Here is a 26,150-nt window from a genome sequence, read left to right as displayed (position 1 = left end):
GCCTGGCCGTGGGAAGGGACCGGACCGGCCTTCCCACCCTGGGCCCGACCAACTTTCCATGGGCGGAGCAGTGTCATGCGCAGTCGAGTGAGCAAACGGTATTTCCAGCAGCTGTTCGCGCTGTACGCCGGCTTCGTGCATTCGCGTTGAAGGCCGGGGCATCGCCCCGGCAGCGTCGGACTTACCGCCGCTTCGCGCGTCGTGCGGGCGGCGGCGCAGGGGCCGGGGAGCGCGGCTTGGCATACTCCGCCCACAGCGCCGGCAGGGTCTTGCCGGTGTGCTTCTGCCATAGCGCGGGTGCATAGCGCCCGTCGCGCAGATCCTTGTCCAGTGCCAGCACCAGCCCCGGGTGCGCCGCTTCGGCCCACTTCAGGAAGGCACCGGTTACCCGATAGCCACTTTCCACCGTCTGGCCCTGGCTCAGCTTGTCCGGCAACGCCCAGCCCGCAGCGGCGTTGTTCATGCCGTAGCGATCGCGCGCGTAGTCGGCGATGCCCTCCACCAGCCAGCCCGGCACGCGCTTGTCGCCGTAGCTGGGGTAGCCCTGCACGATGTGCATCGCTTCGTGGGTCACCAGATCGATGTCATCCGGGTGCTGGACCAGCCAGCCCGGATTGATGGTGATGGTGCTGGCCTTGTCCTTGTCGCCGACGAAGGCAACGCCGTTGTACGCCGGATCGATCACGATGCGCACTTCGTTCGGCGCGGCCGGGCGGAAGTCCGTACGCTCGCGCAGGTAGGCGAAGTAGAACGTATCGATGATGCGCTTGCGTACCGGCGCGGGCAGCGCGCCAGTGGCGTCCTGGTAGTACAGCGTTACCCCGTCACGGCTGACCTGGCCATCGAAGGCCTGGGTCTGCGGCTGTGCGTGGCTGAGACTTGGAAATACAAGGGCGGCAAGAGCGAGGGGGAGGAAACGTAGGCGCATGGACGTCATTGTAGGGGGGAGGGCGCCAACAGTTCGATCTCGGCCAGCTGCAGGCGCCCCGGCGCAGCCAGGCGCAGACGGTACTCGGCGTAGCGTGAGGGCGAAGCGATACGGAACGGGCGGGTCTGCCGGGCCGAGCTGAAATCTTCGCCGCGTCGCTGGTCCAGCGTTACCCAACGCCCATTGCCAGCACGTGCTTCCAGCGTCCACTCGCCGCCGCGGATGGCGCCATCACCGCTGGTCAGCGTGTACATCGTCGGTACGCCATCGCCCACGTGGCTCAGCGCGATGGTCGCGCCACCACCCAGCGGCACTGCCGTCGTGGCATCGTCGTCCACCAGCGCGGGCAGGGCGCGACCGTCGGCCAGCGTTGCCTGCGCGCCGCCGCCCAGAAGATCGTGCAGCAGTTGCGGTCGCTGGCCACGCGCGGTCAGCGAGCGCGGCACATCATCCATGCCGCTGCCCCAGCGTGAGGGCTGCGGGCCCATCACGAAGTCCAGGGTTGCGCCCTTGGCGATCACGTCGTGCGGCACCCAGGTCTTGGTCCACGGCTTGCCGTTGATCTTCAGCGACTGCACGTACACGTTCGCAGGCGAATTCTGCGGTGCATTGACGGTCAACACCGCGCCGCCCTGCAGCTCGACGCGCGCATGCTGGAATGCCGGCGAACCAATCACGTACTCCGGCGCACCCATCCGCAGCGGATACAGGCCCAGCGAGGCCAGCACGTACCACGCCGAGGTCTCGCCGTTGTCCTCGTCGCCCGGGTAGCCCTGGCCGATCTCGCTGCCGACATACAGCCGCGACAGGATCTCGCGTACATGCTGCTGGGTCTTCCACGGCTGTCCGGCATACAGGTACATCCACGGGATGTGGTGTGCCGGCTGGTTGCTGTGCGCGTACATGCCCATGCGCACGTCGCGCGCTTCGGTCATTTCGTGGATGGTGCCGCCGTAGGAGCCGGCAAACGCGGCGTCGGCGGTTTCCGGCGTGGCGAAAAAGGTGTCGAGCTTGGCGGCCAGCTTGTCGCGGCCACCGTACAGCGCGGCCAGGCCTTCGCCATCGTGCGCGGCGGTGAAGGCGAACGTCCAGCCATTGGATTCGGTGTAGTCGTGGCCCCACACGCGCGGGTCGTAATCTTTGGCCTGCAGGCGCCAGCTGCCATCGGGCCTGCGGCCCTGGAAGAAGCCGGTGGCCGGATCGAACATCGTCGCGTAGCTGGCGGCGCGGTAGCGGAAGTAGTCGGCTTCGGTGGCGTAGCGTTCGCGCGCGGACGGTGTCGTCGCGCGCTTGGCCAGCGCTTCGGCCATGTTGGCGATGCCGAAATCATTGAGCGCACCTTCCATCGTCCACGACATGCCCTCGTGCACGTCGGCGCTGGCGTAGCCGCGGAACGTTGAGCGATCCATGCCCTTGCGGCCGACATGGCGGTCCGGCGGCACGACGGTGGCGTTCTTCAGTGCTGCGGCATAGGCCTCTTCCGGATCGAAGCCACCGATGCCCTTCAGCCATGCATCGGCGAAGGCCACGTCCGAGCTGGTGCCGACCATCAGGTCCGCGTAGCCCGGCGAGGACCAGCGCGCGACCCAACCTCCGGCGCGGTACTGCTCGATGAACCCCTGTACCAGCTGCCCGGCATCATCCGGGGTGAACAGGGCATACGCCGGCCAGGTGGTGCGGAACGTGTCCCAGAAGCCGTTGTTGACGAAGACCTTGCCGTCGCGCACCGGTGCGAAACTGCGCGTCGCGCTGCCGTCGGTGTTGTCATCGGCGGCGCTGGCCTGGCTGGCATAGCGCCACTCGGGCGCGGCGGCGGTGCCCACATTCTCGTGGCCGGAATTGGGGTACAGGTACAGCCGGTACAGGCTGGAGTACAGCGTGGTCTTCTGGTCATCACTGGCATTGCCGATGTCGAAACGGGCCAGGCGCGCATCCCACGCATCCTGTGCACGTCCGGCCACGCTTTCCAGCGTATCGGCGGCGGCCAGTTCCAGTGCCAGGTTGTGCCGCGCCTGCTCGACCGAGATCAACGAGGTGGCGATGCGCATCGTCACCCGGCGCTCGCTGCCTGCGTCGAACTTGATGTAGCCGGTCGGGCGGCCGGTGCCGATCTGGCCGCTGCTGCGCCACGGCTTGTCGAAGCTGGCGACCACGTACATGCGGGTGGCGCCGTTGGACAGGCCGCTGCGGGTATCGGTGTAGCCGGACAACGTCTGCGTGGCGGCGTCGAGGGTCAGCCCACCACGCGCATCGACGTTGTCGAACAGCAGGTTGGCGTCGCCACCTGCGGGAAACTCGAAGCGGAACAGCGCGGCATGGTCGGTAGGGGCGATGGACGCGGCGATGCCGTTGTCGAAGCGCACGTCGTAGCGATACGGGCGCGCGCTTTCCTGTGCGCGGTCGAAGGACAGCGCCCGCTTGCTGCGATCAGCTTCAGGCACACCGCGCATGGCGGAGGGCATCACCTGGAAGGTCTGGCGGTCGCCCATCCACGGGCTGGGCTGGTGGCTCAGGGCGAGCGCCTGCAGCTGCGGCCGGTTCTTCGCATCGTTCTGCTCGTTCCAACGGTACAGCCAGTTCAGTGCGCCGGCATCGGTCACCGGCGTCCAGAAGTTGAAGCCGTGCGGTACAGCGGTGGCCGGGAAGTTGTTCCCGCGCGAGAACGTGCCGTTGGCTTGGGTTCCGCGCGTGGTCAGCACCCAGTCGGAGACACGCTGCGGCGCCTGCCGTGTCTGCACGTCCAGGCGCACGTCGTCGATCCAGCCCGACACGGGGGCGCCATCGGCGCTGGCCACCTCGAGCTCGATGGCGATCACGCGGCGACCCTTCAACGCGGGCACATCGCCCAGGCGTACCGCCTTGCGCGCCCACTGCTGCGGATACAGCGTTTTCGAGTCGCCCTGCGTCTGTGCGCCAAGCGCCACGCCGTGCTGGTCGCGCGCGCCGCTGGCGGATACGCGGCTGCCATCGTCCAGCAGCAGGTCCAGCGAGACATAGGTGGAGGCCACGGTGTCCTTGCCGACGATCTCCGGCAGTACCAGCCAGGACAGCGTGCTGTCGGCGTCGATGGGCAGATCGGTCTTGAACAGTTCGCGGCGCGCCTGGCCGCCATTGGCGCTGTAGTGCAACGCATGCAGGCCGCTGTAGCCGACGTTGCGCTTGGCCGCGTACGGCGCGCCAGGGCCGCTGCCGACGTCGACGGACAGCGCGCCAGCGGATCTGGCCGGTGCCGGCTCCCCCGGTTCGAAGGAGGTCTGCAGCCCTTGCGCCAGCACCGGCGTCGCAGTGGTCGCACAGGCCAGGGCCAGGGCGAGCGGAAGCAGGGCGCGGCGCGGATCGGACAGGGTCATGCAGGGTCTCCCGGTAGGGCAGGCGGCAGGCAGAACCCGCATCGGCGAACACCACGGACAGCATCGCCCCGTCCGCCACGGGGCAGTCGGGAGGCGATGCAGGTCCGGTGGGGGGCGGGCCATGCGATCGGGTCAGGAATGGATCGCTGCCGATGCTGCAACAGCCGGCAGCGCCCTGACAAGTGCCATTTAGTTCGATCCAAATGCGGGAAATTCGAACGACGACCGATTCCGCGCGGAACTGACTGGTGCGCTTGGGGATTTCCTGCCGCCGTGGCTCGGCACCGCCGCCGGGGAGCGGGCAGGGCGGTTGCATGGCGGGGCCAGGGCGTGGGGGTGAAGCGGGCCGCCGCGCGCAGCGGCCACGCAGCGCACGGTGTTTGCCGGGCCCAGATGCTAGAATCGCAGGCCTCGCAATCCGTTCATCGACATCCGCCATGAGCCATACCGCCACCGCGCCCGCCAACGCCGAAAAGCGCTACACCGTGCACCGCAGCGATCTGCCGCTGAGCTGCCCGACTCCGGAAATGGCGCTGTGGAACTCGCATCCGCGGGTGTACCTGCCGATCGAAGACGAACCCAACGGGCAAGCGCAGTGTGCTTACTGCGGCGCCGTGTTCGTGCTGGCCGACTAAGCGGCCGCCCCCTCGATGCGCCGATTGACCGTGGTGCAGTTGCTGCCGGCGCTGCACTCCGGCGGCGTCGAGCGCTCGACCCTTGAAATCGCCGCGGCCCTGGTCGCTGCCGGCCATCGCGCGCTGGTAGTGTCGGCCGGTGGGCGCCTGGTGCAGCCTCTGCTCGACAGCGGTGGCGAGCACCTGACCCTGGATATCGGCCGCAAGTCGCTGCTGACGCTGCGCCATCTGCCGACCCTGCGCCGCCTGTTCACCGAAGTGGGCGCCGACATTGTCCACGCCCGTTCGCGCCTGCCAGCGTGGCTGGGGCTGTATGCGATCCGTGCGATGCAGCCATCGCAGCGCCCGCATTGGGTTACCACTGTGCATGGGCTGAATTCGCCCGGTCGCTACAGCGCGGTGATGACCAGCGGCGAACGCGTGATCTGTGTATCCAATAGCGTGCGCGACTACGTGCACACGCATTACCCGACGGTGGCACGCGACAGGCTGCAGGTGATCCCGCGCGGGGTGGATGTCAGTCAGTTCCCACGTGTGGCCCGCGCCGATCGGCGGCCCCGGCTGGCGCTGGCGACGGACTACCCGTGGCTGGCCCGGGTCGACGGACCGTTGCTGCTGCTGCCCGGTCGCGGCACCCGGCTGAAGGGCCACGCCCACGCGCTGCAGTTGCTGGCCGATGTCCGCAAAGCGGGCGTGCCGGCACAGCTGTGGATGCTGGGCACCGACGAGCCTGGCCGGGAAGCCTATGTGGCAGAACTGCGCAGGCAGGCAGAGGTGCTTGGCGTTACCAGCGCCGTGCACATCAGCACGCCGACCGCGCGCATCGCTCAGGCGTACGCCGCCAGCGATCTGGTGCTGCAGCTGTCGGACAAACCGGAAGCCTTTGGTCGCACCGTGGTCGAAGCGTTGTCGGTCGGTCGCCCGGTGCTGGGTTGGAACCATGGTGGGGTCGGCGAACTGCTGCAGCAGCTGCAACCCAGTGGCGCCGTGCCGCTGGGCAACGCGCAGCTGCTGGGTGAACGTGCGCTGGCCCTGCTGGCACAGCCGCCATCGCTGCCGGGCCGTATCCCGTTTACCCTGCAGGCCATGCAGCGCGATACCCTCCGCCTCTATGCCGACCTCGCTGGCTGACGCCGCGCCGATCCTGCGCGACGAGCGCGCTGGCCGCTGGGCGCCCTGGTGGGTGCTGGCCTACGTTGCGTTGTGGCCGCTGCCAGGCATCGCCGAAACGGTGCTGGGCCTGGGAGCGGTGTACGCCGCGGCACGCATGGTCATCCGCCGGGTGCAGCATCGACCGCATCTGCTGAGCCCGGCAGCGTGGGCGCTGACATCGATTCTTTTCCTTGGCTACTGGTTGCCGCAGGCGTTCTCGGCCTTCGATGCCGTCGACCCGTCGGCGTCTTGGACCAAAGCGGCGGCCGGGCTGCGCTATCTGCCCTTCATGTGGCTGGTGGCGATCGCCGTGGCCACCCCGCAGCGGCGGCGCTTGACCCTGGGCGGACTGGCGGTGATCACCGGGCTGTGGACGCTCGACGCGCTGGTGCAGGCACTGGCAGGCACCAGCCCATGGTTCTGGTCGCTGCAACAGATCAAGCTGGCCATCAGCGGCCACGCGCTATGCCCGCCTGAAGAAGCTGCGCTGGCTGATCGTCTCAGCGGGGCGCTTGGGCCGTGCAACCTGAAATTCGGCCAGGTGCTGGCCAGTCTTTCGCCGTTCCTGTTGTTGCCGGCGGCGCGCCGTTTCGGCAATGCGGGCTGGCTGCTGGCCGCTGCTGCGGTGGGCGTGGTGCTGCTGCTGGCCGGCTCCCGTGCCTCATGGATCACCTTCGGCCTGGTGGTTGTCTACAGCGGCGTGCGCCAACTGGGGTGGAAGCGGTTGGGTCTGCTGGCGCTGGTGGGTGTTCTCTCGGCGGGCGTACTGACTGCCAGCGTGCCGCAGCTGCGGGAGCGTGTGGCGCGCACGGCAATGGCCTGGGGCGGTGGTGAGGACGGGGTCGAACAGGCACTGTCCGGTCGTACCCGCATCTGGAGCGCAGCGGCCTGCATGATCGAAGCGCATCCGATCAATGGTGTCGGTGCACGTGGCTTCCGCGATGCCTATCCCCATTGCGTTGCCGATGAAGGGCCGGCGGTGTGGGGCACGATGCCGGCGCTGCACGCCCACCAGATCGTGCTGGAAATCCTTGCCGAAACCGGTGTGCTGGGTCTGTTGCTGTGGCTGGCGGCGGTGGCGCAGGCATGGCGGGCATGGCGCTTCGCCCCGGCAGCGGCGCGCGAGCGCGCACGCCCGGCAATGCTCGCACTGGCGGTCACCGTGTTCCCGCTCAATACCCACCTTGCGTTCTATTCCGCGTTCTGGGGCGGCCTGACCGTGCTGCTGGCCGCGCTGTTCGTCGGCACGTTGCTGGCGCGCGAACCGGACGATCAGCCGGGCGCCGCGTAATGTCCGCATCCACGCATGGCGTGGATTTACCGGAGTGCGTGGGGAGGGGGGCGTATCCACGCATGGCGTGGATCTACTGGATTGCGCGGGGTGGGTGGTCGTATCCACGCATGGCGTGGATCTACCGGATTACGCGGGGCGGGTGGTCGTATCCACGCATGGCGTGGATCTACCGGAGTGCGCGGGGAGGGGGGCGTATCCACGCATGGCGTGGATCTACTGGATTGCGCGGGGAGAATGGTCGTGTCTCATCAGTAGATCCACGCCATGCGTGGATGGGCTTTCCCTTGAACAATGGCCGACGGCGCGGCTTTTCCCGACCTGCCGCAGGGTCGTTCGCCAATGCACGCAGGGTCGCGCAACCCGCAGTCTGTGCCCATGGCCAGCCCCAGACTCCGTTACGGTCGCTACTCCCGCACAGGCAACATCTATTCCCTGACCACGGCGACCCACGGCCGTGCCCCCTTTTTCGCCGATGCCGCCAACGTGGTGGTCCTGGTCGATACCCTGCGCTTCATCGAACGCAATGGTTTCAGTCACAGCCTCGCCTGGGTTGTGATGCCCGACCACCTGCACTGGTTGATGGAACTGCAGAAGGGAACGCTGGCCCAGTGCATGGCCGTGCTCAAATCACGCAGCGGTCGGCTGCTGAACCGGCAACTGGGACAGAAAGGACCACTGTGGCAGCACGGCTACCACGACCATGCAGTGCGTACCGATGAATCCCTTCATGACAAGGCGATGTACATCCTGGGCAATCCGGTGCGGGCCGGACTGGCCGGCGAGTTGGGGGAGTACCCGCATGCGTGGTGTCGTTGGCCGTTGTAGATTCCGTTGTCGGAGCGGAGAGCATCCACGCATGGCGTGGATCTACTGGGAATGCCGGTCCGTGGATCCACGCCATGCGTGGATGGGGCCTTCCCGACCGCCCATCATCTCACTTGTAGAAATCGCTCCGCCCACCGGGCTGGCGCTTGAAGCGGCGATGGATCCACAGGTACTGGTCCGGGGCCTCGCGCACCATCTGTTCGATGGCCTGGTTGACCCGTGTGGTATCGGCTTCGACGTCCTCGCTGGGGAAATTCTCCAGCGGCGCGCCGATTTTCAGGAAGTACTTCCCGCCTTCGCGGCGATGGAAGTAGGGGATGACCGCACAACCGGTCATCCGCGCCAGCTGGTGGGTGGCGGTGATGGTGGAGGCGGTGTGGCCGAAGAACGGCACGAATACGGTGTCCTTGCCGCGCATGTCCTGGTCGGGGGCGTACCAGAGGAAGCCGCCCTTCTTCAGGTGGCGCACCGTCGCGCGGATGTCCTCGTTGGCGTACATCGCCTTGGCATAGCGCAGGCGGCCGAACTTCACCGCCCACTCGTACACCGGGTTCTTGTGCTTGCGGTACATGCCGGACAGGTCGACGTGGTCGCACAGCAGGCGGCCGCACATCTCCAGGGTCATGAAGTGGCCCGAGACCAGCAGCACGCCGCGGCCTTCGGCCTGCATCTGCTTGAGGTGTTCCAGCCCCTCGATGTGCACCTGCGGGCGGATGCTGTCGATGCTGCCCCACCAGGAGCGCGCGCATTCGAAGATGCCCACGCCCAGTGCATCAAAGCTGTCGCGCACCAGCCGCTTGCGCCAGGCCTCGTCCTTCTCGGGGAAGCACAGCTTGAGATTGACCTCGGCGGCATGACGACGGCTGCCGGCCAGGCGCCAGGCGATCGAGCCGACCCCGCGGCCGAGCGCGCGCTGCAGCATCCACGGCAGCCGGGCGATCCCGAAGGCTGTGAACATGACGGCAAACATCGGCCAGTTGCGTGGATCACGCAGCGACGGACGGACGGCGGTGGTGGCATCGGACATGCCGCCATTCTACCAACCCGGCCGCGTGTCTTTCCCGGGGGGCTCCCGTATCCTTGCCGCATGCGTAAAGACCCTGTCGAATGGATCCTGCGCGGTCTGTACTCGGCCGTGCTGTACCTCCTGCTGCCGATCACCGTGTACCACCTGGTCTGGCGCGGCTTCCGGGTCCGTGAATACTTCCGGCGCTGGGATGAACGCTATGCGTCCTATCCGCAGCCGAGCGGCCAGCCGCGGGTCTGGCTGCATGCGGTCTCGGTGGGCGAGGTCAACGCCGCTGCGCCGCTGGTCAACGCGCTGCGCGAGCAGCGGCCGGACATCCGCTGGGTCATCACCACCATCACCCCGACCGGCTCGGAACGGGTGCGCGCGCTGTGGGGCGATGCGCTCGACCACGTGTACCTGCCGTACGACGTCCCCGGCAGCGTCAACCGCTTCCTCGGCCACTTCCAGCCCAGCCTGGCGTTGATCCTGGAAACCGAACTGTGGCCGAACATGCTGTTCGGCTGCCGCGACCGCCGCATTCCGGTCTACATCCTCAATGCGCGCCTGTCGGCCCGATCGCTGCGCGGCTACCGGGTGCTGGCAGCACTGATCCGGCGTGCGCTGCGCACGGTCACCTGCGTGGCTGCACAATCGCAGGATGACGCCGCACGTTTCGTGCAGCTGGGTGCGGCGCCGGAACAGGTGCAGGCGCTGGGCAACCTGAAATTCGACATCGCCACGCCGGACGTGCAGCCCTTCATCGAACAGTTCCATGCCCACGTACCGGCCACGCGCCCGGTGTGGATCGCGGCCAGTACACATGACGGCGAAGAGCAGGCGGTGATCGAGCTGCACCGTCGTCTGCGCCAGCAGCATCCGGACCTGCTGCTGCTGTGGGCGCCGCGGCATCCCGAGCGCTTTCCCAAGGTGGAGGCGCTGGCCCGCGAGCAGGGCTGGAGCGTGGCGACGCGGCGCGCACAGCAGTGGCCCGGGGCCGGCAGCGATGTCTTCGTCATCGACACGCTGGGCGAACTGATGCCGTTCTACGGCTGCGCCCAGGTTGCCTTCGTCGGGGGAAGCCTGCAGGCCATCGGTGGGCATAACCTGCTGGAGCCTGCGGCGATGGGCACTGCAGCGGTGACCGGCCCGCATCTGCACAACTTCGCCGAGATCTCGCGGCGCATGCGCGAAGCCGGTGCACTGCTGATCGGCGAGGACGTGCAGGCGGTGGGTGATCTGCTGCTGCACCTGCTCGACGACGTGCAGGCGCGCGAAGACATGGCCCGCGCCGGCTGCACGCTGGTCAGCAATGGGCGCGGCGCGCTGCAGCGGACCCTGCAGCTGGTGGCTCCGCACCTGCCGCCGCCGCTGGCCTGAGGCCCCGCCTGTCGCCCTCAGGTGTTTCAAGGGCGCCCCGGCTTTGCGCTGTCGTGAACGCCTGCATCAAGCCTGCTTGATGGCCTTGAATCTGTCGTAGCTGGACCGCTCCCGTCGTCCACGGCGTGCAAGCCGTCACATCATCGTTCGTATGGCGCAGATTCCGATTCCGCCTACCGCGTCAGGCTGCCAGCCTGTTGTCGACCACGCTTGGACGACATCAAGGGAGCTTTGAATGATCGGCGACAACGGAGACGTGCTGCAGGCCAGTGCGCAGGCCCGAGGGCTGGGCACCGACCATCTGCTGGTGGTGGCGCTGACCCTGCTGATGGGGGGCAGCGTTGTCGCTCTGGTCGGCCAGCACACGGCGGCGCAGGCGGGGCCCGCCATTGTTCTCAGCTTGTTGCTGGCGGCGCTGGGTGCGGTGCCGATGCTGTATTGCCTTCGTCTGGCGATGCGGCGTCTGCCGAATCCTTCAGGCCTGCATGGTCTGCTGCGTGCCGCCTGGGGCAAGCTGTTCGCCGATGTACTGGTGATTGCCCTGCTGCTGGAACTGACGGCGACCACCGCAGGCCTGGCGCAATCGATGGCGCGCCATCTGTACGCAGCCGCTGAGGTCATCGATGCCTCGCCCGCGCAGTGGATGCCATTGTCGCTGGCGGCGTCGATCCTGTTGTTGCTGCTGGGGGCTGCTGCTGCATTGCTGCGAACGCCGCGCGTGCTGCTGTTGGCCAGTGCACTGCTGACGGTGAAGCTGGGCGTTGGCCTGCTGCTGTTGTTGCTGGCAGCGCGCCATGTGCACTACGCGCATTGGATTCCGTGGCTGCCATCGGCGACCGCGCCCTATCGCTTCGGCCTGGGCGGCGTGCTGGCAGCGGGCGTGGCATTGCTCGGTGTCCTACTCGGTGCGGGCCTGCTGGCAGGGTTCTGCGGGAAGGTGTCGCGCCCTCGCTCGCAGATTTCCAGGGCCGCCGGCGCAGCGGTGCTGATGGCGATGTTGTGGCTGATGGTATTGGCTGCGCTGCAGTCGGGTCTCGTCGAGTTTGCTGCGTTGGCCAGCACGCGGCCGCTGTCGGTGGCGTTGCAGGGTGTCCCGCAGCTGCAGTGGTTGCTGCCACTGTTGCCGTTGGCGGGCGGCGCGGGGCTGGCGGCATTGCAGTTGGTGCTGCTGCTGTTGGCCGCGCGGTTGGGGGTGGAGGTCTGGCCTCCGGAACCCGGCGATGCGGGCTCCGATGCGCGTCTGCGGGTGACGATTGCGCTGACCATGCTGGCGGCGACGTTGGCGCTGTCGATGCCGGAGGGCTGGCTTCCACAGCTGCCGGGGCCTGCTGGCCTGCTGGTACTGGCCGCGGTATGCCTCGGCGTTGCCCGCAACCAATGGCAGGCACGGGCGGCGGCTGGCGAACGGCGGCGCATCCCGATGCTGCTCGCACCTGTAGCGACCGCACTGTGTCTGTTGCCGGCAGTCACGTCCCGCTTGTTCGTACCGGTGCTGATGGTGCTGGCGGTCGTGCTGGCAGGCGCCCTGATACGTCGACATGCGGGGCGGTCGCGCTAGCACCGTGCGCGGCGGCAGCCATCTGCAATCAATAAAAAAAGCCACCCTCGCGGGTGGCTTTCTGATCAGACTGGTGGCGCCGACTCAGTTCGTGGTCGTTGACGGGTTGCCCGCGTCCTGGGTCAGCAGGCGGTTGATGTCCTGCAGTTCGGCCACATCCAGGCCACCCACGGCCTGGCTCAGCAGCAGGCGGTTCTGCAGGAAGTTGTAGCGGGCCTGTGCGTAATCCAGCTGTGCGGAGAACAGGATGCGCTGGTTCTGGATCACGTCCAGTACCGTGCGGGTACCCACTTCCAGGCCAACCTGCGAGGCATCGTAGGCGCTCTGTGCGGAAACCACGGCCAAACGGCGCGCTTCCACTTCGCTGATGCCCTGCACCAGGGTCTGGTAGGCATTGCGCGTGTTGCGGTCCAGCGCGCGCTTCTGCTGCTCGAAACCATCCTGGGCAATGTCACGCTGGGCCAGGGCCTGGCGCACGCCGGACTGGGTGGCGCCGCCAGAGAAGATCGGCACGCTCAGGGTCAGGCCGATGCTGTTGGTGCGTGCATCGGGTGAGAGCGAACCGGCACCGACGCTGTCGCCCCAGGTCGCGCTCTTGCCCCAGCTGCCGCCCAGCGACAGGGTCGGGTAATGGCCACCACGGGCCGCCTGCACGCCGGCTTCGGCGGCGCCGACCTTCAGCTCCTGCGCCTTGAGCGCCGGATTTTCCGTGGTTGCCTGCTGCACCAGCTGGTCCAGGTTGCCGCGGTTGGCCGGCACTTCCGGACGGAAATCGGCTGGCAGGCCCTTCAGGTTCATCACCGGCTGGCCGGTCAGTTCGGTCAGGGCCTGGTAGTTGTCGGCCAGGGTGTTCTGCGCAACGATGGTGTTGGCGCGCGCCTGATCGTACTGGGCACGGGCTTCGTGCACGTCGGTGATCGGCGCCAGGCCCACTTCCAGGCGCTTGTCGGCGAAGTCGAACTGCTTCTTCGCGGCCGCTTCGTTGGTCTGTGCGGCGTTCAGCGATTCGATCGCCACCAGCACGTTGAAGTAGGCGGCCGAGGTGCGCACGATCAGGTTGTCGTTGGCCGAGTCGAGGGTGAAGTCAGCTGCCTTGCTCAGCTCGCGCTGCGAACGCAGGTTGTTGATCTGCGTCCAGTTGAACAGCGTCTGGGTGCCATCAACGGTGTAGCTGCGGCGCTTGCTGGTGAACGAGCCGGAGTTGGCATCAGCGTTCGGCTCGCTGCGCGTGCGGTTCAGCTGCGCTGCACCGTTGATCTGCGGCAGCAGGGCAGCGCGCGCCTGCACGGCGCCTTCCTTGTCGTACAACCGGGTGGACTCGGCGGCGGACAGCTGCGGGTCGCCATTGCGCGCCATTTCATAGACCTGCAGCAGGTCGGCGGCATGGGCGGACAACGGCAGCAGGGCAGTGGCCAGCGCAACAGCGAGGGATCGGCGGATCATTGCGGCTTCCTTGGACTCAGAGGTGGAACTGGGGGGCCGGGGCGGCACCACGCAGGTAATCGATATCGGTCTCGAACAGCGACTCGGTGCTGCCATCGGCCTTCACCAACAGCGCTTCCATGGCCGGCGAACGGCCCTGGATGACATACAGACGACCACCCGGACGCAACCACGAAGCGAACTGTGACGGCACCACGTCAACGGCGCCAGTGACACAGATCACGTCGAAGCGGCGTTCGGTCTGCCAGGCCAGGCCATCGGCCACTTCCACGCGCACGTTGGTGCCCAGGCCGGTGGCATCCAGGCGGGCGCGCGCAGCGGCGGCCAGTTCCGGATCGATTTCCAGGCTCAGCACGTCGCGCGCCAGCGCGCCGATGCAGGCCGACAGGAAGCCGCTGCCGGTGCCGATTTCCAGCACTTCGTCACCCGGCTGCAGATCCAGTGCCTGCAGGGTACGGCCCTCGACGACCGGCTTCATCATCTTCTGGCCGTTGCCGATCGGCAGTTCGACATCGGCATAGGCCAGCGCCCGGTGCGCGTCGGCGACGAAGGCCTCGCGCGGCAGGCGGGCCAGGACGTCGAGCACCTTGATGTCCAGCACGTCCCAGGGACGGATCTGCTGTTCCACCATCAGTTCGCGGGCGTGGGCGTAATCAATCGTCATGAGGTTCAAATCCAGCGCAGTGGGCCGGCCATTTTACCGGTGCCGGAGGCCGGCGGCGCGCCCAGAGCATCAGCTGCGGGGTGGCCGGGGTCGCAGTGCCGGAAGTCATCGCGACCTCCGGTTCGTTCAGTTTTGGTTATCCAGCGGTTCCGGCCTCTCGCGGGGCGTAGGCGCGCAGGAAGAAATCCACACTGGCGGCCACGTGGATGGCAGCATCGGTCTCGACGGGTGACAGTGGCATGCCGCACATCATATGCATGTGCACTTCGCCCTTCACCAGGGTCAGGAACTGCTGGCCGGCGACGTAGCAGTCGGGGATGTCCAGTTCACCGCGCTCGGCACGCAAGCGCATGAAGTCGGCCAGCGCCTCGCAGGTGCGTTGCGGGCCGGCCTGCCAGAACAGTTCGCGCAGGCGCTCGTCGGTCTCCGGAGCCATCATCACCCGCTGGATCGACAGGGCTGCGTCGGAGGTGATCATCTCGAAGAACGCCATGCCGATGCCCAGCAACTGGTCGCGCAGGGGGCCTTCCACGTCGGCCACGAACAGCGCGTCGGGCAGCATCTCGATGCACTTGGACTGCACAGCTTCGGAGAACAGGGTCTCTTTGTCGCCGAAATGGCTGTATACGGTCAGCTTCGAGACGCCGGCCTGGGCCGCGATGCTGTCCATGCTCACGCCGCTGTAGCCCTGTTCGATGAACAGTGTCTTGGCTGCCTCGAGTATCGCCGCGCGCTTGCCCAGATCCTTGGGGCGCCCGGGACCGGCAGCCTTGGCAGCAGGCTTGGCCGACGGCTTTCGGGAAGTGGGAGAACTCATCCCGCTAATACTAGACCAAGCGGTTCGATATTTATACTATACCGGCTGGTTCACTAATGTCCGCGTTGCAACAGTATGTTGCCGGCGCGTTCCCCCCGGATTTCTTTTCAGGTCCTGTACCTCATGAAAAACATGCGTTGGTTGGGCGTAGGCGTACTGGTCGTGGTGTTGGCAGCGTGCGGCAAGCAGGCCGCCGAGCCGGTGGCGGCCATTCCGGTGCTGGTGGTGCATCCCACCACGCAGGATGGACAAGCCGCGGCCGCCTACCCCGGCGAGGTGCGTGCCCGCCAGGAAAGCCCCCTGTCGTTCCGGGTGGGTGGCAACCTGGTCAAGCGTCACGTCGACGCAGGTGAGCGGGTGAAGAAGGGCCAGCTGCTGGCTGAGCTGGATGCGGCCGACTACGCCTCGCAGGCAGCGGCATCGCAGGCGCAGCTGGCGGCGGCGGAAGCAGACCTGGTGCGCGCCCGCGATGACCAGAAGCGCTACGCCAAGCTGGCCGAAGACCAGCTGGTGAGCCGCTCGGCACTGGACCAGCAGACGGCGGCGTTCAAGGCCGCACAGGGCCAGGCCAATGCCGCCCGGGCCAATCTTGCCGTGGCTCGCAACCAGGCCGAGTACGCGCAGTTGCGCGCGCCCGCCGATGGCGTGATTGCCAGCCGCCAGGCCGAAGCCGGGCAGGTCGTGAGCGCTGGGCAGACGGTGTTCACCCTGGCCGCCGACGGTGGTCGTGAGGTGTTGATCGCACTGCCGGAAAGCAACATCCGCGACTACAAGGTCGGCCAGTCGGTGCAGGTGGAACTGTGGAACCGCCCGGGCCAACTGCTGCCCGGCACCCTGCGCGAGATCGCCCCGGCCGCCGATGCACAGGCCCGCACCTATGCCACGCGCGTCAGCCTGGCGCCGGAAGCGCTGAGCGAAGTGGAACTGGGCCAGAGTGCGCGGGTGTTCGCTACCGCCGGGCGCAGCGGCGCGTTGCAGCTGCCGCTGGCGGCCGTGCTGCGCGGCCGTGATGGCAAGGCCAGCGTGTGGGTGGTCAATCCCTCCAACGGTGCGCTGAAGGCAATCCCGGTGCAGGTGGGTGCCTATGGCGCGCAGGCCGTGCCGGTGGTGTCCGGTGTGGGCGCGGCGGACTGGGTGGTCGCTGCCGGCGGCCATCTGCTGCGCGAAGGCCAGGTGGTGACGCCGGTCGATCGCCAGAACCGCCCGGTGCTGGCGCCGTCGGCCGCCAAACCGGCGCCGGCCGCAGGCAAGGGGCACTGACCCGTGCGCCGCTTCAATCTCTCCGAATGGGCGCTGGGCAACCGTGCGCTGGTGTTGTTCGCGATGCTGGCGTTCGCCGTCATCGGTGCCTGGTCGTACAAACACCTGGGCCAGTCCGAAGATCCGCCCTTCACCTTCAAGGCGATGGTGGTACGCACGATGTGGCCGGGCGCCACCGCCGAGCAGGTCTCGCGGCAGGTGACCGAGCCGATCGAAAAAGCACTGATGAACACCGGCGAGTACGAATTCATCCGTTCGTACTCGCGGCCGGGCGAATCGCAGGTGATCTTCATGGCGCGCGACAGCCTGCGCTCCAGGCAGATCCCGGACCTGTGGTACCAGGTGCGCAAGCGCGTGGGCGATATCCGCGCGACGCTGCCGAGGGAGATCGTCGGGCCCTTCTACAACGATGAGTTCGGCGACACGTTCGGCAACATCTATGCGTTGACCGGCGAAGGCTTCGATTACGCCGTGATGCGCGACTATGCCGACCGCATCCAGCTGGAACTGCAGCGCGTGCCCGACGTCGGCAAGATTGACCTGGTCGGCCTGCAGGACGAGAAGGTGTGGATCGAGCTGTCCAACACCAAGCTGGCCACGCTGGGCGTATCGCTGCAGCAGGTGCAGCAGGCCTTGGCCGACCAGAATGCGGTCAGCGCCACCAGCTTCTTCGAAACCCCGACCGACCGCGTGCAGCTGCGCGTGACCGGCCAGTTCGATTCGATCGAGGACATCCGCAGATTCCCGATCCAGGCGGGCGAACGCACGCTGCATCTGGGCGATATCGCCGAGGTCAAGCGCGGTTTTGCCGATCCCTCTTCGCCGAAGATGCGCTTCATGGGTCAGGATGCGATCGGCCTGGCGGTGGCGATGAAGGACGGCGGTGACATCCTCAAGCTCGGTGCCACCCTGGATGCCGAGTTCGAACGCCTGCAGAAGACCCTGCCGGCCGGCATGCAGCTGCGCAAGGTGTCCGACCAGCCGCATGCGGTGGAAGAGTCGGTGGGCGAGTTCGTGCAGGTACTCACCGAAGCGGTGGTGATCGTGCTGCTGGTCAGCTTCTTCTCGCTGGGCCTGCGTACCGGCCTGGTGGTGGGCGTGACCATTCCGCTGGTGCTGGCGATGACCTTCTTCGTCATGCACTACTTCGACATCGGCCTGCACAAGATTTCGCTGGGTGCGCTGGTGCTGGCACTGGGCCTGCTGGTGGACGATGCGATCATCGCGGTGGAGATGATGGCCACCAAGATGGAGCAGGGCTACGACCGCCTGCGTGCGGCCAGTTTCGCCTGGGAGTCCACGGCCTTCCCGATGCTGACCGGTACCCTGATCACCGCAGCGGGCTTCCTGCCCATCGCCACCGCCGCATCGAGCACCGGTGAATACACCCGCTCGCTGTTCCAGGTGGTGACCATCGCGCTGGTGGTGTCGTGGATCGCGGCAGTGCTGTTCATTCCGTACCTGGGCGACAAGATGCTGCCGGACCTGTTCAATCCGCAGCTGCCCAAGCCGGACAGTCTTGCCGGCCGCTGGCGTGCCAAGCGCCTGCAGTGGGCCGACCGGTATCCGGCACTCGCGCGCTGGATCGCTCCGAAGGTGCATGCGCACGATCATGATCCGTACCAGCGGCCGTTCTACACCCGCTTCCGGTCGTTCCTGGATACCTGCCTGCGCCATCGCTGGTGGGTGATCGGTGCGACCATCGCCCTGTTCATCGGTTCGCTGATGCTGTTCCGTTTCGTGCCGCAGCAGTTCTTCCCCGATTCGACCCGGCCGGAACTGATGGTGGACATCGAGCTGGCCGAAGGTGCGTCGCTGGCCGCGACCCAGGCACAGGCCGCCAAGCTGGAGAAGCTGTTGAAGGGCCGCGAGGGCATCAGCAACTACGTGGCCTATGTCGGCACCGGTTCGCCGCGCTTCTACCTGCCGCTGGACCAGCAGTTGCCGGCGACCAACTTCGCCCAGTTCGTGGTGCTTACCGAAGACGCGAAGGCCCGCGAATCGACCCGCGACTGGATGCTGAAGGAAGTGATAAAGCAGTTCCCCGATGTGCAGATGCGCGTGACGCGCCTGGAGAATGGGCCGCCGGTCGGCTATCCGGTGCAGATGCGCGTGTCCGGCGAGCACATCGCCCAGGTACAGGCGATCGCGCGCAAGGTCGAGGCCAAGGTGCGCGAGAACCCGCACGTGATGAACGTAAACCTGGACTGGAGCGAGCCGAGCAAGGTGGTGCGGCTGGTGATCGACCAGGACCGCGCACGCGCGCTGGGTGTCAGCAGTGCGCAGGTCAGCCAGTTCCTCAGCAGTTCGTTGTCGGGCATGAGCGTGAGCACCTATCGCGAAGGCAACCGCCAGATCGAAATGCTGCTGCGTGGCCCGGACAACGAGCGCGCGCAGCTGGATCTGCTCGGCAGCCTGGCGATTCCGACCAGCAGCGGCACCGCGGTGACGCTGTCGCAGGTCGCGCGGCTGGAATACGCCTTCGAGGACGGCATCATCTGGCACCGCAACCGTTTGCCGACGGTGACCGTGCGTGCCGACATCAGCGATGGCATGCAGCCGCTGGACGTAGTGCAGCAGATCGTGCCGACGCTGGATGGCATCCGTGCCGAGTTGCCCAGTGGCTACCTGCTGGAAACCGGCGGCTCGGTGGAGGATTCGGCGCGTGGCCAGAACTCGATCAAGGCCGGCATGCCGCTGTTTCTGATCGTGGTGGCCACGTTGCTGATGCTGCAGCTGCGCAGCTTCTCGCGTGCAGCGATGGTGCTGGTGACCGCACCGCTGGGCATCATCGGCGCGACGCTGTTCCTGCTGCTGTTCCGCGCACCGTTCGGCTTCGTGGCGCTACTGGGCACCATCGCGCTGGCGGGCATGATCATGCGCAACTCGGTGATCCTGATCGACCAGATCCAGCAGGACATCGATGCCGGGCATGACCGCTGGCATTCGATCATCGATGCGACGGTGCGGCGTTTCCGCCCGATCGTGCTGACCGCGCTTGCGGCCGTGCTGGCGATGATTCCGCTGTCGCGCAGCGCGTTCTACGGCTCGATGGCGATTTCGATCATGGGTGGGTTGATCGTGGGCACGGTGCTGACGCTGGTGTTCCTGCCGGCGCTGTATGCGGCGTGGTTCCGGGTCAAACCGGACGAATCCGGGGCGTGATGCCCCGGGTTTCCCGGCCAACGGGCTGAGCCCCCTCTGCGATGGGTTCAGAAGCGGGATCGCTAGTCTGGGCCGGGTGGGTGGGCTGTTCGGGGGACGCCGCAAGTACGTCCTTGTAGGCTTGGCAGCCGCATCCATGCGGCTGACACCCCCGCCCAGCCCACCCAGCCGGCCCCTGACATTTTCCGGCGGCCTGCACCGCAGGAAGAGAAGGAAGAAGAGCGAAAAGCAATAGCAACAGCTGCGTGCTGATGGTTGGGGTCGGATCCGTTTTCCATTGGAAAACGGATCCGACCCCTTCTTGCTTTCCGATACACCTCATCCACGCATGGCGTGGATCCACCGACCGTCACCGGGAAATGATCGGAGGCGGGGAGGGGGCAGATGGCGGGACCGTCCACGGCATGGATGCCGTGGCCGAGCCTACAGGGACGTACTTGCGGCGTGTCCCGCCATCTGCCCCCTCCCCGCCAACCAAGCAACAACCCAGAGCCGCTCTGGCTTTTGCCGTTGCCATTGCCTCTGCGGGCGCCGGGCAGCCGCCCGGCCGATCACCCCTGCAACTGCAGCCGCTCACGCAGCAGCGGCACCAGCCAATCCAGGAACACCTGCACACGTTGCGCGCGATGCTGCCGGTGCGGCAGCAACAGGGTCACCGGCAACGGCTGCGCGACATACTGCGGCATTACTTCCACCAGCGCGCCCGACTGCAGTTCCGCCTGCACGTCGTAGCGCGGAATCTGCAGCAGTCCCAGCCCCGCGACGCAGCAGGCAATCGACGCCTCGGCGCTGTTCACCCGCACCCAGCCGGCCATCGGCATCGTGCGCAGCTGCGCGCCGTCCTGCCATTCCCACGGCTCCACCCGCGCCGTGGTCGGCGACGCATAGTTCACCGCGCGGTGCTGCTGCAGGTCGGTGGGGTGCTGCGGTACGCCGTGCGCGTGCAGGTACGCCGGCGCGGCAACGTTGACGAAGTCCAGCTGGCCCAGCGTGCGGGCCACCAGGCTGGAGTCACCCAGCTGGCCCACCCGCAGCACCGCATCGCAGCCGTCCTCGATCAGATTCACCGCGCGATCGGTCATGCCCAGGTCCAGCTCGACCTGGGGGTGCCGTGCGAAGAAGTCCGGCAGCACCGGGGCGATGATGCGGCGGCCGATCCGGCTGGGTACATCGATCTTCAACAGGCCACTCGGCTGTGCGTCGTCCTGGCGGAACAGCGACTCGGCGTCTTCCACCTCGGCGATCAGGCGCAGGCAGCGCACGTAGAAGGTGTCGCCATCGTGGGTGGTGGAGACCCTGCGGGTGGAGCGCTGCAGCAGGCGGGTGCCAAGCCGCTGCTCCAGTTCCGCCACGGCCGCCGAGACGGTGGAGCGGGGCAGGCCGAGCTGGTCGGCGGCGCGGGTGAAGCTGGTGCACTCCACCACCCGGGCAAAGATGCGGAAACGCTCGATCCGGTCCATTGTTCGCCCAGCCTGGAAAGTTAAGTCAATGTTGCGGGCTTTATCCGCAATTTCTGCACGATATCGTCGTCAGCACAGGGTTGCCACCCCGGGCGGCCCCTCCCGAGACCGAAGCCATGACCGACCATTCCCTCAAGGGCAAGACCGTACTGATCGCCGGCGGCGCCAAGAACCTCGGCGGGCTGATCGCCCGCGACTTCGCCGAGCAGGGCGCCCAGGCCATCGTCATCCACTACAACAGCGCTGCTACCCAGGCCGATGCCGAGGCAACCGTTGCAGCGGTGCAGGCCGCAGGTGCAAAGGCCGTGGCGTTGCAGGCCGATCTGACCTCGGCCGCGGCGATGGAGCGGCTGTTCGCCGACACGGTTGCCGCCGTCGGTCGCCCTGACATCGCCATCAACACCGTTGGCAAGGTGCTGAAGAAGCCGATGCTGGAGATCAGCGAAGCGGAGTACGACCAGATGAGCGCGGTCAACGCGAAGACGGCGTTCTTCTTTCTCAAGGAGGCCGGGCGTCATGTCAACGACGGCGGCCGCATCTGCACGCTGGTCACTTCACTGCTCGGCGCGTTCACGCCGTTCTACTCCAGCTACGCGGGCACCAAGGCGCCGGTGGAACACTTCACCCGCGCAGCATCGAAGGAGTTTGGCGAGCGCGGGATTTCGGTGACCGCGATCGGCCCCGGGCCGATGGATACGCCGTTCTTCTATCCCGCCGAGAGTGCCGATGCGCAGGCCTACCACAAGACTGCTGCGGCGCTGTCGGCTTTCACCCGTACCGGTCTGACCGACATCGCCGACATCGTGCCGTGGATCCGCTTCCTGGTGACCGACGGCTGGTGGATGACCGGGCAGACCATCCTGGTCAATGGTGGCTACACCACCAAGTAGAGACACGCGAGGCTTGGGTTCATGCCGTAGATCCACGCCATGCGTGGATGCTCTTGGCTTCATCCACGCATGGCGTGGATCTACTGTTGATCCCCAAGTGGACAGCTTCAGGGCGTTCACGGGCACAATAGCGGCCAGTTCCAGGGCCGGAGCGCCTGCCATGTTCTTCCGCACGACCTGCGCCTCGGCGCTGCTGCTGGTCGCCTGCAGCGGCTCTGCCACTGCGCAGACGGCAGACGCCGATGCTCTGCCGTTCCTGCATGACCTTCGGGACGTACTTGAGTGCGGCGCGAGCGCGGACGTCCAGCAGGCCGTCGTCAGCCGCCTGCGCGCGGCACGCTATGCCGACGCGGCCGAACGACTGCCGTACCTGCGCGACTGGCGATTCGAGCAGGAGGGCGAGGATGACGATCGCCGGGTGACCGTCATCACTCCGCCACAGTCGATGACTGTCCACGGTGTCGAAGTACCGCGGCTGTTCGCTGATGCGTTCGGTTTTTCGGTTGCGCTGGACCCCGCACAGCGCGATCGTCTCGTCGCTGCGTACGGCTTGCGGCTGCAATCGAGCACGCTGCAGGAGCCGTTCGAGCTATGGTCGACGCCCTCCACACCTATCATCGTGCGCAGTGCGGGCGACGGCTATCGACTGGGTTGCGCTCCTTCCACGAGGGGTAACGGGGCAGCCGAACGTCAGCTGCCGGTTGTTGAAGTCCAGGACCTGCAGGATGCCATCCACTGCCGCGCCGACGAAGGCAGCATGCGCCGGCTGCAGGCGTTCTGGCAGCGGCTTTACGAACAGCCGCAGTTCGAATGGCCGCAGGAAGTCCGTTCGGTCAACGAGGTGGACTACATCGTCGGCGATGATGATCTGCACCTGCTGCTGATCGGATTGCAGGCGCCCATCCAGGCGTACGGCGTTTCCACGCACACGATTGCGCTGGCGTTCGGTGGCTTCTTCGGCGCGGATCTTGGTGACGTTGCGCTGGAGCCCGTGCTTGCCCAGGCAGGCTTGGACACCTCGCACAGGGGCGGCAAGGCTGCCTGGCAGCGCCTGTTGCCGCCGGTTGCTTTCAGCGGTGGCAGTTGGATCCCACAGCACATCGTGATGCGCACCAACGAAGGCCGCGTTGTTGCCGGTTGCACCAGCGATTACGCGCGCAGCACCACGCGCTGAGCTGATCTCATGCCGGGCAACCAACAGCAGGCGGGGTAGGGCGGCGCTACCGATTGACATGCAAAGGGTGCCGGGCATGTCCCGGCACCCGCCTGTGTCATCCCAGCTTGGCCAGCACCGCGTCGGTGGCCGTCGCCGTGCTCACTGCGTGCCCCTTGGCGGCCAGATCCGCGGTGAATACGCCATCGTCCAGCACCGCATGCACCGCCGCTTCCACCGCTGCAGCTTCGGCTTCCAGCCCCAGCGAATGGCGCAGCAGCATCGCCGCGCTGAAGATCGTCGCGTACGGGTTGGCGATGCCCTTGCCGGCGATGTCCGGTGCCGAGCCATGGATCGGTTCGTAGATGCCCACCGCCCCCGGCTCGCCCAGCGATGCCGATGGCAGCAGGCCCAGCGAACCGGCCAGCATCGAGGCTTCATCGGTGAGGATGTCGCCGAACATGTTCTCGGTCACGATCACGTCGTATTCGCGCGGCTTGGCCAGCAGGTGCATCGCCATCGAATCGACCAGCTGGTGTTCCAGCGCGACGTCCGGGAACTCCTCGCGGCCGATGCGCGTGGCCACGTCGCGCCACAGGCGTGAGGTTTCCAGCACGTTGGCCTTGTCCACCGAGGTGACCTTGCCGCGCCGCTGCTGCGCCAGGCGGAAGCCACTGCGCAGCACGCGCTCGATCTCGGCCACGGTGTAGCGGCACAGATCGCTGGCGCTGTCGGCATCGCGGGTCTTGTCGCCGAAGTAGATGCCACCGGTCAGTTCGCGCACCACCACGAAGTCCACACCCTGCAGCAGCTCGGCCTTGATCGGCGATGCGTGCAGTGCGGCTTCATGGGTGCGCACCGGACGCAGGTTGGCATACAGGCCCAGCGCCTTGCGGATCGCCAGCAGGCCCTGTTCCGGGCGCACCTTGGCGTTCGGGTCGGACCACTTCGGGCCGCCCACCGCGCCCAGCAGCACCGCGTTGGCGGCCTGGCAGGCGGCAAGGGTCGAGGCCGGCAGCGGCTCGCCATGGCGGTCGATGGCGATGCCACCGATATCGTGCTCGCTGAAGGTGAAGGTGTGGTTGAAGCGTTCGGCGACGGCGTTCAGAACGGCAACCGCGGCGGCGGCCACTTCCGGGCCGATGCCATCACCGGGCAGGACAACAATCTCAGCGTGCATGCTCACTCTCGTAACGTTCGATTTCAGGGACACGGCCCAACAGATAACCCAGCTGATCGACGCCTTCCAGCAGACAGGTCTGCGAGAAGCCGTCCAACGGGAAGGAGTAGATGCGGCCATCGGGCGTGCGCAGCTCGCACGCGGCCACGTCGATGGTCAGTTCATCGTCCGGGCGCTGCATCAGCACCTGTACGTCGGCTTCGTCCAGCACGATCGGCAGCAGCCCGTTCTTCAGCGAATTGCCGCGGAAAATGTCGGCGATCTCGCTGCTGACGATGGCGCGCAGGCCGAGGTCGGTCAGCGCCCAGGGTGCATGCTCGCGCGATGAGCCGCAGCCGAAGTTGCGCCCGGCCAGCAGGATGCTGCGGCCAGCGTTGTGCGGCTGGTTGAAGGCGAAGTCGGCCACCGGCGAACCATCGGCCTGCCAGCGCCAGTCGTTGAACGCATTGCGGCCCAGCCCGGCGCGTTCGGTGGTGGACAGGAACCGCGCCGGAATGATCTGGTCGGTATCGATATTGGTCTGGCGCAGCACCACGCTGGCCGAACGCAGGGTACGGAAGCCGCTCATCAGGCCACCTCCTGTGCGAACAGTTCACGGGCATCGGCCACGTGGCCCTGCACGGCGGCCCAGGCGGCACTCATCGGCGAGGCCAGCAGGGTGCGCGAGCCCGGGCCCTGGCGGCCTTCGAAATTGCGGTTGCTGGTGCTGACCGCCAGTTGGCCGGGGGCGACCAGATCGCCATTCATGGCGATGCACATGGAACACCCCGGCTCGCGCCACTCGGCACCGGCCGCGCGCACGATCTCGTGGATGCCCTCGGCCTCGGCCTGGCGCTTGACGATTTCAGAGCCGGGGACCACCAGCATGCGCACGCGCTCGGCGACGCGACGACCGCGCAGCACCTGCGCCACTTCGCGCATGTCGCTCAGGCGGCCGTTGGTGCAGGAGCCGACGAAGACCACGTCCACCGGTGTGCCGGCCAGCGTCTGTCCCGCCTGGAATTGCATGTAATCCAGGCCCTTCTGCGCGGCGGCATCGTTGGCCGCCGGGATCGGCGCGTCCACAGCGATGGCGGTGCCCGGATGGGTGCCCCAGGTCAGGGTCGGGCGGATATCGGCAGCATCGATGTGCACCTCGCTGTCGAAGCGCGCGCCTTCATCACTGCGCAGCTGCGTCCAGCGGGCCACGGCGGCGTCGAAGTCGGCGCCCTTCGGGCCACGTGGTGTATTGGCAACGAAGTCGAACGTCACCTGGTCGGGAGCGACCATTCCGGCGCGTGCACCGGCTTCGATCGACATGTTGCACAGGGTCATGCGCTGTTCCATGTCCATCGCTTCGATGGTGCTGCCGCGGAACTCGATCACGTGGCCGGTGCCGCCATTCACGCCGATCACGCCGATGATGTGCAGCACCACGTCCTTGGCGCCGATACCCGGTGCGACCTCGCCATCGACGGTGATCGCCAGTGTTTTGGCCTTTCGCTGCAGCAGGCACTGCGTGGCCAGCACGTGGCCGACTTCGCTGGTGCCGATGCCGAAGGCCAGCGACCCGAACGCGCCGTGGGTGGAGGTGTGGCTGTCGCCGCAGACGATGGTCATGCCGGGCTGGGTGAAACCCTGTTCCGGGGCGATCACGTGGACGATGCCGCGATTGTCCGAGGCCATGTCGAACAGTTCGATGCCGTGCTCGGCGCAGTTGCGCGCCAGCATGGCGACCTGCGCTTCGGAGGCAGCGCTGGCGTAGGGCAGCGTACCGTCGGCGGCGGCTGGCAGGGTCGGCGTGGAATGGTCCATCGTCGCCTTGGTCCGGTCCGGACGGCGCGGCTTCAGGCCGCGCTCGCGCAGTTCGGTGAAGGCCTGCGGCGAGGTCACTTCATGGATCAGGTGCAGGTCGATATACAGCACGGCGGGCGCGCTGTCGGTTTCTGGAACCACCACGTGGGCGTCCCACAGTTTGTCGTACAGGGTGCGGGGTGCGGAAGTCATGCGT

The 26,150-nt window shown here is 67.0% G+C and carries 20 protein-coding genes; 10 read left to right on the top strand and 10 right to left on the bottom strand.

Annotated features, from left to right (window positions below):
* Positions 1-181 precede the first annotated feature (181 nt).
* Together ACEF39_RS17390 and ACEF39_RS17385 are read right to left on the bottom strand one after the other, a co-directional pair.
* The gene (locus ACEF39_RS17390; RefSeq protein WP_500285963.1) at positions 182-937 is read right to left on the bottom strand and encodes a basic secretory protein-like protein; all 756 of its coding nucleotides are present in this window, start codon (positions 935-937) and stop codon (positions 182-184) included.
* Positions 934-4,278: a GH92 family glycosyl hydrolase gene (locus tag ACEF39_RS17385; protein ID WP_500285962.1), complete on the bottom strand. Its 3,345-nt coding sequence runs from the start codon at positions 4,276-4,278 to the stop codon at positions 934-936. The genes ACEF39_RS17390 and ACEF39_RS17385 overlap by 4 nt, the downstream gene beginning before the upstream one ends.
* Positions 4,279-4,715: 437 nt before the next feature.
* On the opposite strand from ACEF39_RS17385, the gene ACEF39_RS17380 reads away from it, so the two are divergent.
* The 4 genes from ACEF39_RS17380 to ACEF39_RS17365 all read left to right on the top strand — a co-directional run bounded on the left by ACEF39_RS17380 (position 4,716) and on the right by ACEF39_RS17365 (position 8,184).
* Entirely contained in the window at positions 4,716-4,913 is a 198-nt protein-coding gene (locus ACEF39_RS17380; RefSeq protein ID WP_025874129.1) for a zinc-finger domain-containing protein, read from the top strand.
* Between the two features lie 15 nt (positions 4,914-4,928).
* Positions 4,929-6,044 (top strand): glycosyltransferase, encoded by a 1,116-nt coding sequence (locus ACEF39_RS17375; protein ID WP_500285961.1) that lies wholly within the window; start codon positions 4,929-4,931, stop codon positions 6,042-6,044.
* Positions 6,025-7,356 (top strand): O-antigen ligase family protein, encoded by a 1,332-nt coding sequence (locus tag ACEF39_RS17370; RefSeq protein ID WP_500285960.1) that lies wholly within the window; start codon positions 6,025-6,027, stop codon positions 7,354-7,356. The genes ACEF39_RS17375 and ACEF39_RS17370 overlap by 20 nt, the downstream gene beginning before the upstream one ends.
* A gap of 378 nt (positions 7,357-7,734) precedes the next feature.
* The gene (locus ACEF39_RS17365) at positions 7,735-8,184 is read left to right on the top strand and encodes an REP-associated tyrosine transposase (RefSeq protein WP_500285959.1); all 450 of its coding nucleotides are present in this window, start codon (positions 7,735-7,737) and stop codon (positions 8,182-8,184) included.
* Between the two features lie 109 nt (positions 8,185-8,293).
* Here ACEF39_RS17365 and ACEF39_RS17360 read toward each other — a convergent pair whose 3' ends face one another.
* Positions 8,294-9,211 (bottom strand): LpxL/LpxP family Kdo(2)-lipid IV(A) lauroyl/palmitoleoyl acyltransferase, encoded by a 918-nt coding sequence (locus tag ACEF39_RS17360; RefSeq protein WP_500285958.1) that lies wholly within the window; start codon positions 9,209-9,211, stop codon positions 8,294-8,296.
* A gap of 60 nt (positions 9,212-9,271) precedes the next feature.
* On the opposite strand from ACEF39_RS17360, the gene waaA reads away from it, so the two are divergent.
* Positions 9,272-10,570: a lipid IV(A) 3-deoxy-D-manno-octulosonic acid transferase gene (gene waaA, locus ACEF39_RS17355; RefSeq protein ID WP_500285957.1), complete on the top strand. Its 1,299-nt coding sequence runs from the start codon at positions 9,272-9,274 to the stop codon at positions 10,568-10,570.
* Positions 10,571-10,805: 235 nt separating this feature from the next.
* Positions 10,806-12,128 carry an amino acid transporter gene (locus tag ACEF39_RS17350; protein WP_500285956.1) on the top strand — a complete coding sequence of 441 codons (1,323 nt, stop codon included), beginning with the start codon at positions 10,806-10,808 and terminating at the stop codon, positions 12,126-12,128.
* Between the two features lie 84 nt (positions 12,129-12,212).
* Here the strand turns inward: ACEF39_RS17350 and ACEF39_RS17345 are convergent, their stop codons facing one another.
* The 3 genes from ACEF39_RS17345 to ACEF39_RS17335 form a co-directional block, all read right to left on the bottom strand.
* Positions 12,213-13,571 (bottom strand): TolC family outer membrane protein, encoded by a 1,359-nt coding sequence (locus ACEF39_RS17345; RefSeq protein WP_500285955.1) that lies wholly within the window; start codon positions 13,569-13,571, stop codon positions 12,213-12,215.
* Between the two features lie 16 nt (positions 13,572-13,587).
* Positions 13,588-14,235 carry a protein-L-isoaspartate O-methyltransferase family protein gene (locus ACEF39_RS17340; RefSeq protein ID WP_165378039.1) on the bottom strand — a complete coding sequence of 216 codons (648 nt, stop codon included), beginning with the start codon at positions 14,233-14,235 and terminating at the stop codon, positions 13,588-13,590.
* Positions 14,236-14,371: 136 nt separating this feature from the next.
* On the bottom strand, positions 14,372-15,052 hold the full coding sequence (locus tag ACEF39_RS17335; RefSeq protein WP_500285954.1) for a TetR/AcrR family transcriptional regulator: 681 nt from the start codon (positions 15,050-15,052) through the stop codon (positions 14,372-14,374).
* A gap of 123 nt (positions 15,053-15,175) precedes the next feature.
* On the opposite strand from ACEF39_RS17335, the gene ACEF39_RS17330 reads away from it, so the two are divergent.
* A complete protein-coding gene (locus ACEF39_RS17330; RefSeq protein WP_500285953.1) occupies positions 15,176-16,312 on the top strand; it encodes an efflux RND transporter periplasmic adaptor subunit in 1,137 nt (378 codons plus the stop codon).
* A gap of 3 nt (positions 16,313-16,315) precedes the next feature.
* Entirely contained in the window at positions 16,316-19,477 is a 3,162-nt protein-coding gene (locus ACEF39_RS17325) for an efflux RND transporter permease subunit (protein ID WP_500285952.1), read from the top strand.
* Between the two features lie 551 nt (positions 19,478-20,028).
* Here the strand turns inward: ACEF39_RS17325 and ACEF39_RS17320 are convergent.
* A complete protein-coding gene (locus ACEF39_RS17320; protein ID WP_500285951.1) occupies positions 20,029-20,937 on the bottom strand; it encodes a LysR family transcriptional regulator in 909 nt (302 codons plus the stop codon).
* Between the two features lie 116 nt (positions 20,938-21,053).
* Between ACEF39_RS17320 and ACEF39_RS17315 the strand changes: the two genes are divergently transcribed.
* Together ACEF39_RS17315 and ACEF39_RS17310 are read left to right on the top strand one after the other, a co-directional pair.
* Positions 21,054-21,827, top strand: coding sequence for an SDR family oxidoreductase (locus ACEF39_RS17315; protein WP_500285950.1), 774 nt, complete (start codon positions 21,054-21,056; stop codon positions 21,825-21,827).
* A gap of 97 nt (positions 21,828-21,924) precedes the next feature.
* Complete coding sequence (locus ACEF39_RS17310) at positions 21,925-23,001, top strand: hypothetical protein (protein WP_500285949.1); 1,077 nt, start codon at positions 21,925-21,927, stop codon at positions 22,999-23,001.
* Positions 23,002-23,098: 97 nt separating this feature from the next.
* Here ACEF39_RS17310 and leuB read toward each other — a convergent pair whose 3' ends face one another.
* The 3 genes from leuB to leuC are packed head-to-tail and all read right to left on the bottom strand — an operon-like array spanning position 23,099 to position 26,146.
* Entirely contained in the window at positions 23,099-24,160 is a 1,062-nt protein-coding gene (gene leuB / locus ACEF39_RS17305) for a 3-isopropylmalate dehydrogenase (RefSeq protein ID WP_500285948.1), read from the bottom strand.
* A complete protein-coding gene (leuD, locus tag ACEF39_RS17300) occupies positions 24,150-24,728 on the bottom strand; it encodes a 3-isopropylmalate dehydratase small subunit (RefSeq protein WP_500285947.1) in 579 nt (192 codons plus the stop codon). Before leuD ends, leuB begins: the two co-directional genes overlap by 11 nt.
* Positions 24,728-26,146, bottom strand: a complete 1,419-nt coding sequence (gene leuC, locus ACEF39_RS17295; protein ID WP_500285946.1) for a 3-isopropylmalate dehydratase large subunit — start codon at positions 26,144-26,146, stop codon at positions 24,728-24,730. The genes leuD and leuC overlap by 1 nt, the downstream gene beginning before the upstream one ends.
* Between the last annotated feature and the right edge of the window lie 4 nt (positions 26,147-26,150).

Origin of the sequence: Stenotrophomonas indicatrix (genome assembly GCA_041545745.1) — a bacterium.
GTDB classification, from domain to species: domain Bacteria; phylum Pseudomonadota; class Gammaproteobacteria; order Xanthomonadales; family Xanthomonadaceae; genus Stenotrophomonas; species Stenotrophomonas indicatrix_A.
This window is presented reverse-complemented; position numbering and strand designations above follow the sequence as displayed.

What these genes read in the sequence shown, in the direction of transcription:
- ACEF39_RS17390 (WP_500285963.1), bottom strand. Translation starts at nt 937, where the DNA reads ATGACGTCCATGCGCCTACGTTTCCTCCCCCTCGCTCTTGCCGCCCTT.
- ACEF39_RS17385 (WP_500285962.1), bottom strand. Translation starts at nt 4,278, where the DNA reads ATGACCCTGTCCGATCCGCGCCGCGCCCTGCTTCCGCTCGCCCTGGCC.
- ACEF39_RS17380 (WP_025874129.1), top strand. Translation starts at nt 4,716, where the DNA reads ATGAGCCATACCGCCACCGCGCCCGCCAACGCCGAAAAGCGCTACACC.
- ACEF39_RS17375 (WP_500285961.1), top strand. Translation starts at nt 4,929, where the DNA reads ATGCGCCGATTGACCGTGGTGCAGTTGCTGCCGGCGCTGCACTCCGGC.
- ACEF39_RS17370 (WP_500285960.1), top strand. Translation starts at nt 6,025, where the DNA reads ATGCCGACCTCGCTGGCTGACGCCGCGCCGATCCTGCGCGACGAGCGC.
- ACEF39_RS17365 (WP_500285959.1), top strand. Translation starts at nt 7,735, where the DNA reads ATGGCCAGCCCCAGACTCCGTTACGGTCGCTACTCCCGCACAGGCAAC.
- ACEF39_RS17360 (WP_500285958.1), bottom strand. Translation starts at nt 9,211, where the DNA reads ATGTCCGATGCCACCACCGCCGTCCGTCCGTCGCTGCGTGATCCACGC.
- waaA (WP_500285957.1), top strand. Translation starts at nt 9,272, where the DNA reads ATGCGTAAAGACCCTGTCGAATGGATCCTGCGCGGTCTGTACTCGGCC.
- ACEF39_RS17350 (WP_500285956.1), top strand. Translation starts at nt 10,806, where the DNA reads ATGATCGGCGACAACGGAGACGTGCTGCAGGCCAGTGCGCAGGCCCGA.
- ACEF39_RS17345 (WP_500285955.1), bottom strand. Translation starts at nt 13,571, where the DNA reads ATGATCCGCCGATCCCTCGCTGTTGCGCTGGCCACTGCCCTGCTGCCG.
- ACEF39_RS17340 (WP_165378039.1), bottom strand. Translation starts at nt 14,235, where the DNA reads ATGACGATTGATTACGCCCACGCCCGCGAACTGATGGTGGAACAGCAG.
- ACEF39_RS17335 (WP_500285954.1), bottom strand. Translation starts at nt 15,052, where the DNA reads ATGAGTTCTCCCACTTCCCGAAAGCCGTCGGCCAAGCCTGCTGCCAAG.
- ACEF39_RS17330 (WP_500285953.1), top strand. Translation starts at nt 15,176, where the DNA reads ATGAAAAACATGCGTTGGTTGGGCGTAGGCGTACTGGTCGTGGTGTTG.
- ACEF39_RS17320 (WP_500285951.1), bottom strand. Translation starts at nt 20,937, where the DNA reads ATGGACCGGATCGAGCGTTTCCGCATCTTTGCCCGGGTGGTGGAGTGC.
- ACEF39_RS17315 (WP_500285950.1), top strand. Translation starts at nt 21,054, where the DNA reads ATGACCGACCATTCCCTCAAGGGCAAGACCGTACTGATCGCCGGCGGC.
- leuB (WP_500285948.1), bottom strand. Translation starts at nt 24,160, where the DNA reads ATGCACGCTGAGATTGTTGTCCTGCCCGGTGATGGCATCGGCCCGGAA.
- leuD (WP_500285947.1), bottom strand. Translation starts at nt 24,728, where the DNA reads ATGAGCGGCTTCCGTACCCTGCGTTCGGCCAGCGTGGTGCTGCGCCAG.
- leuC (WP_500285946.1), bottom strand. Translation starts at nt 26,146, where the DNA reads ATGACTTCCGCACCCCGCACCCTGTACGACAAACTGTGGGACGCCCAC.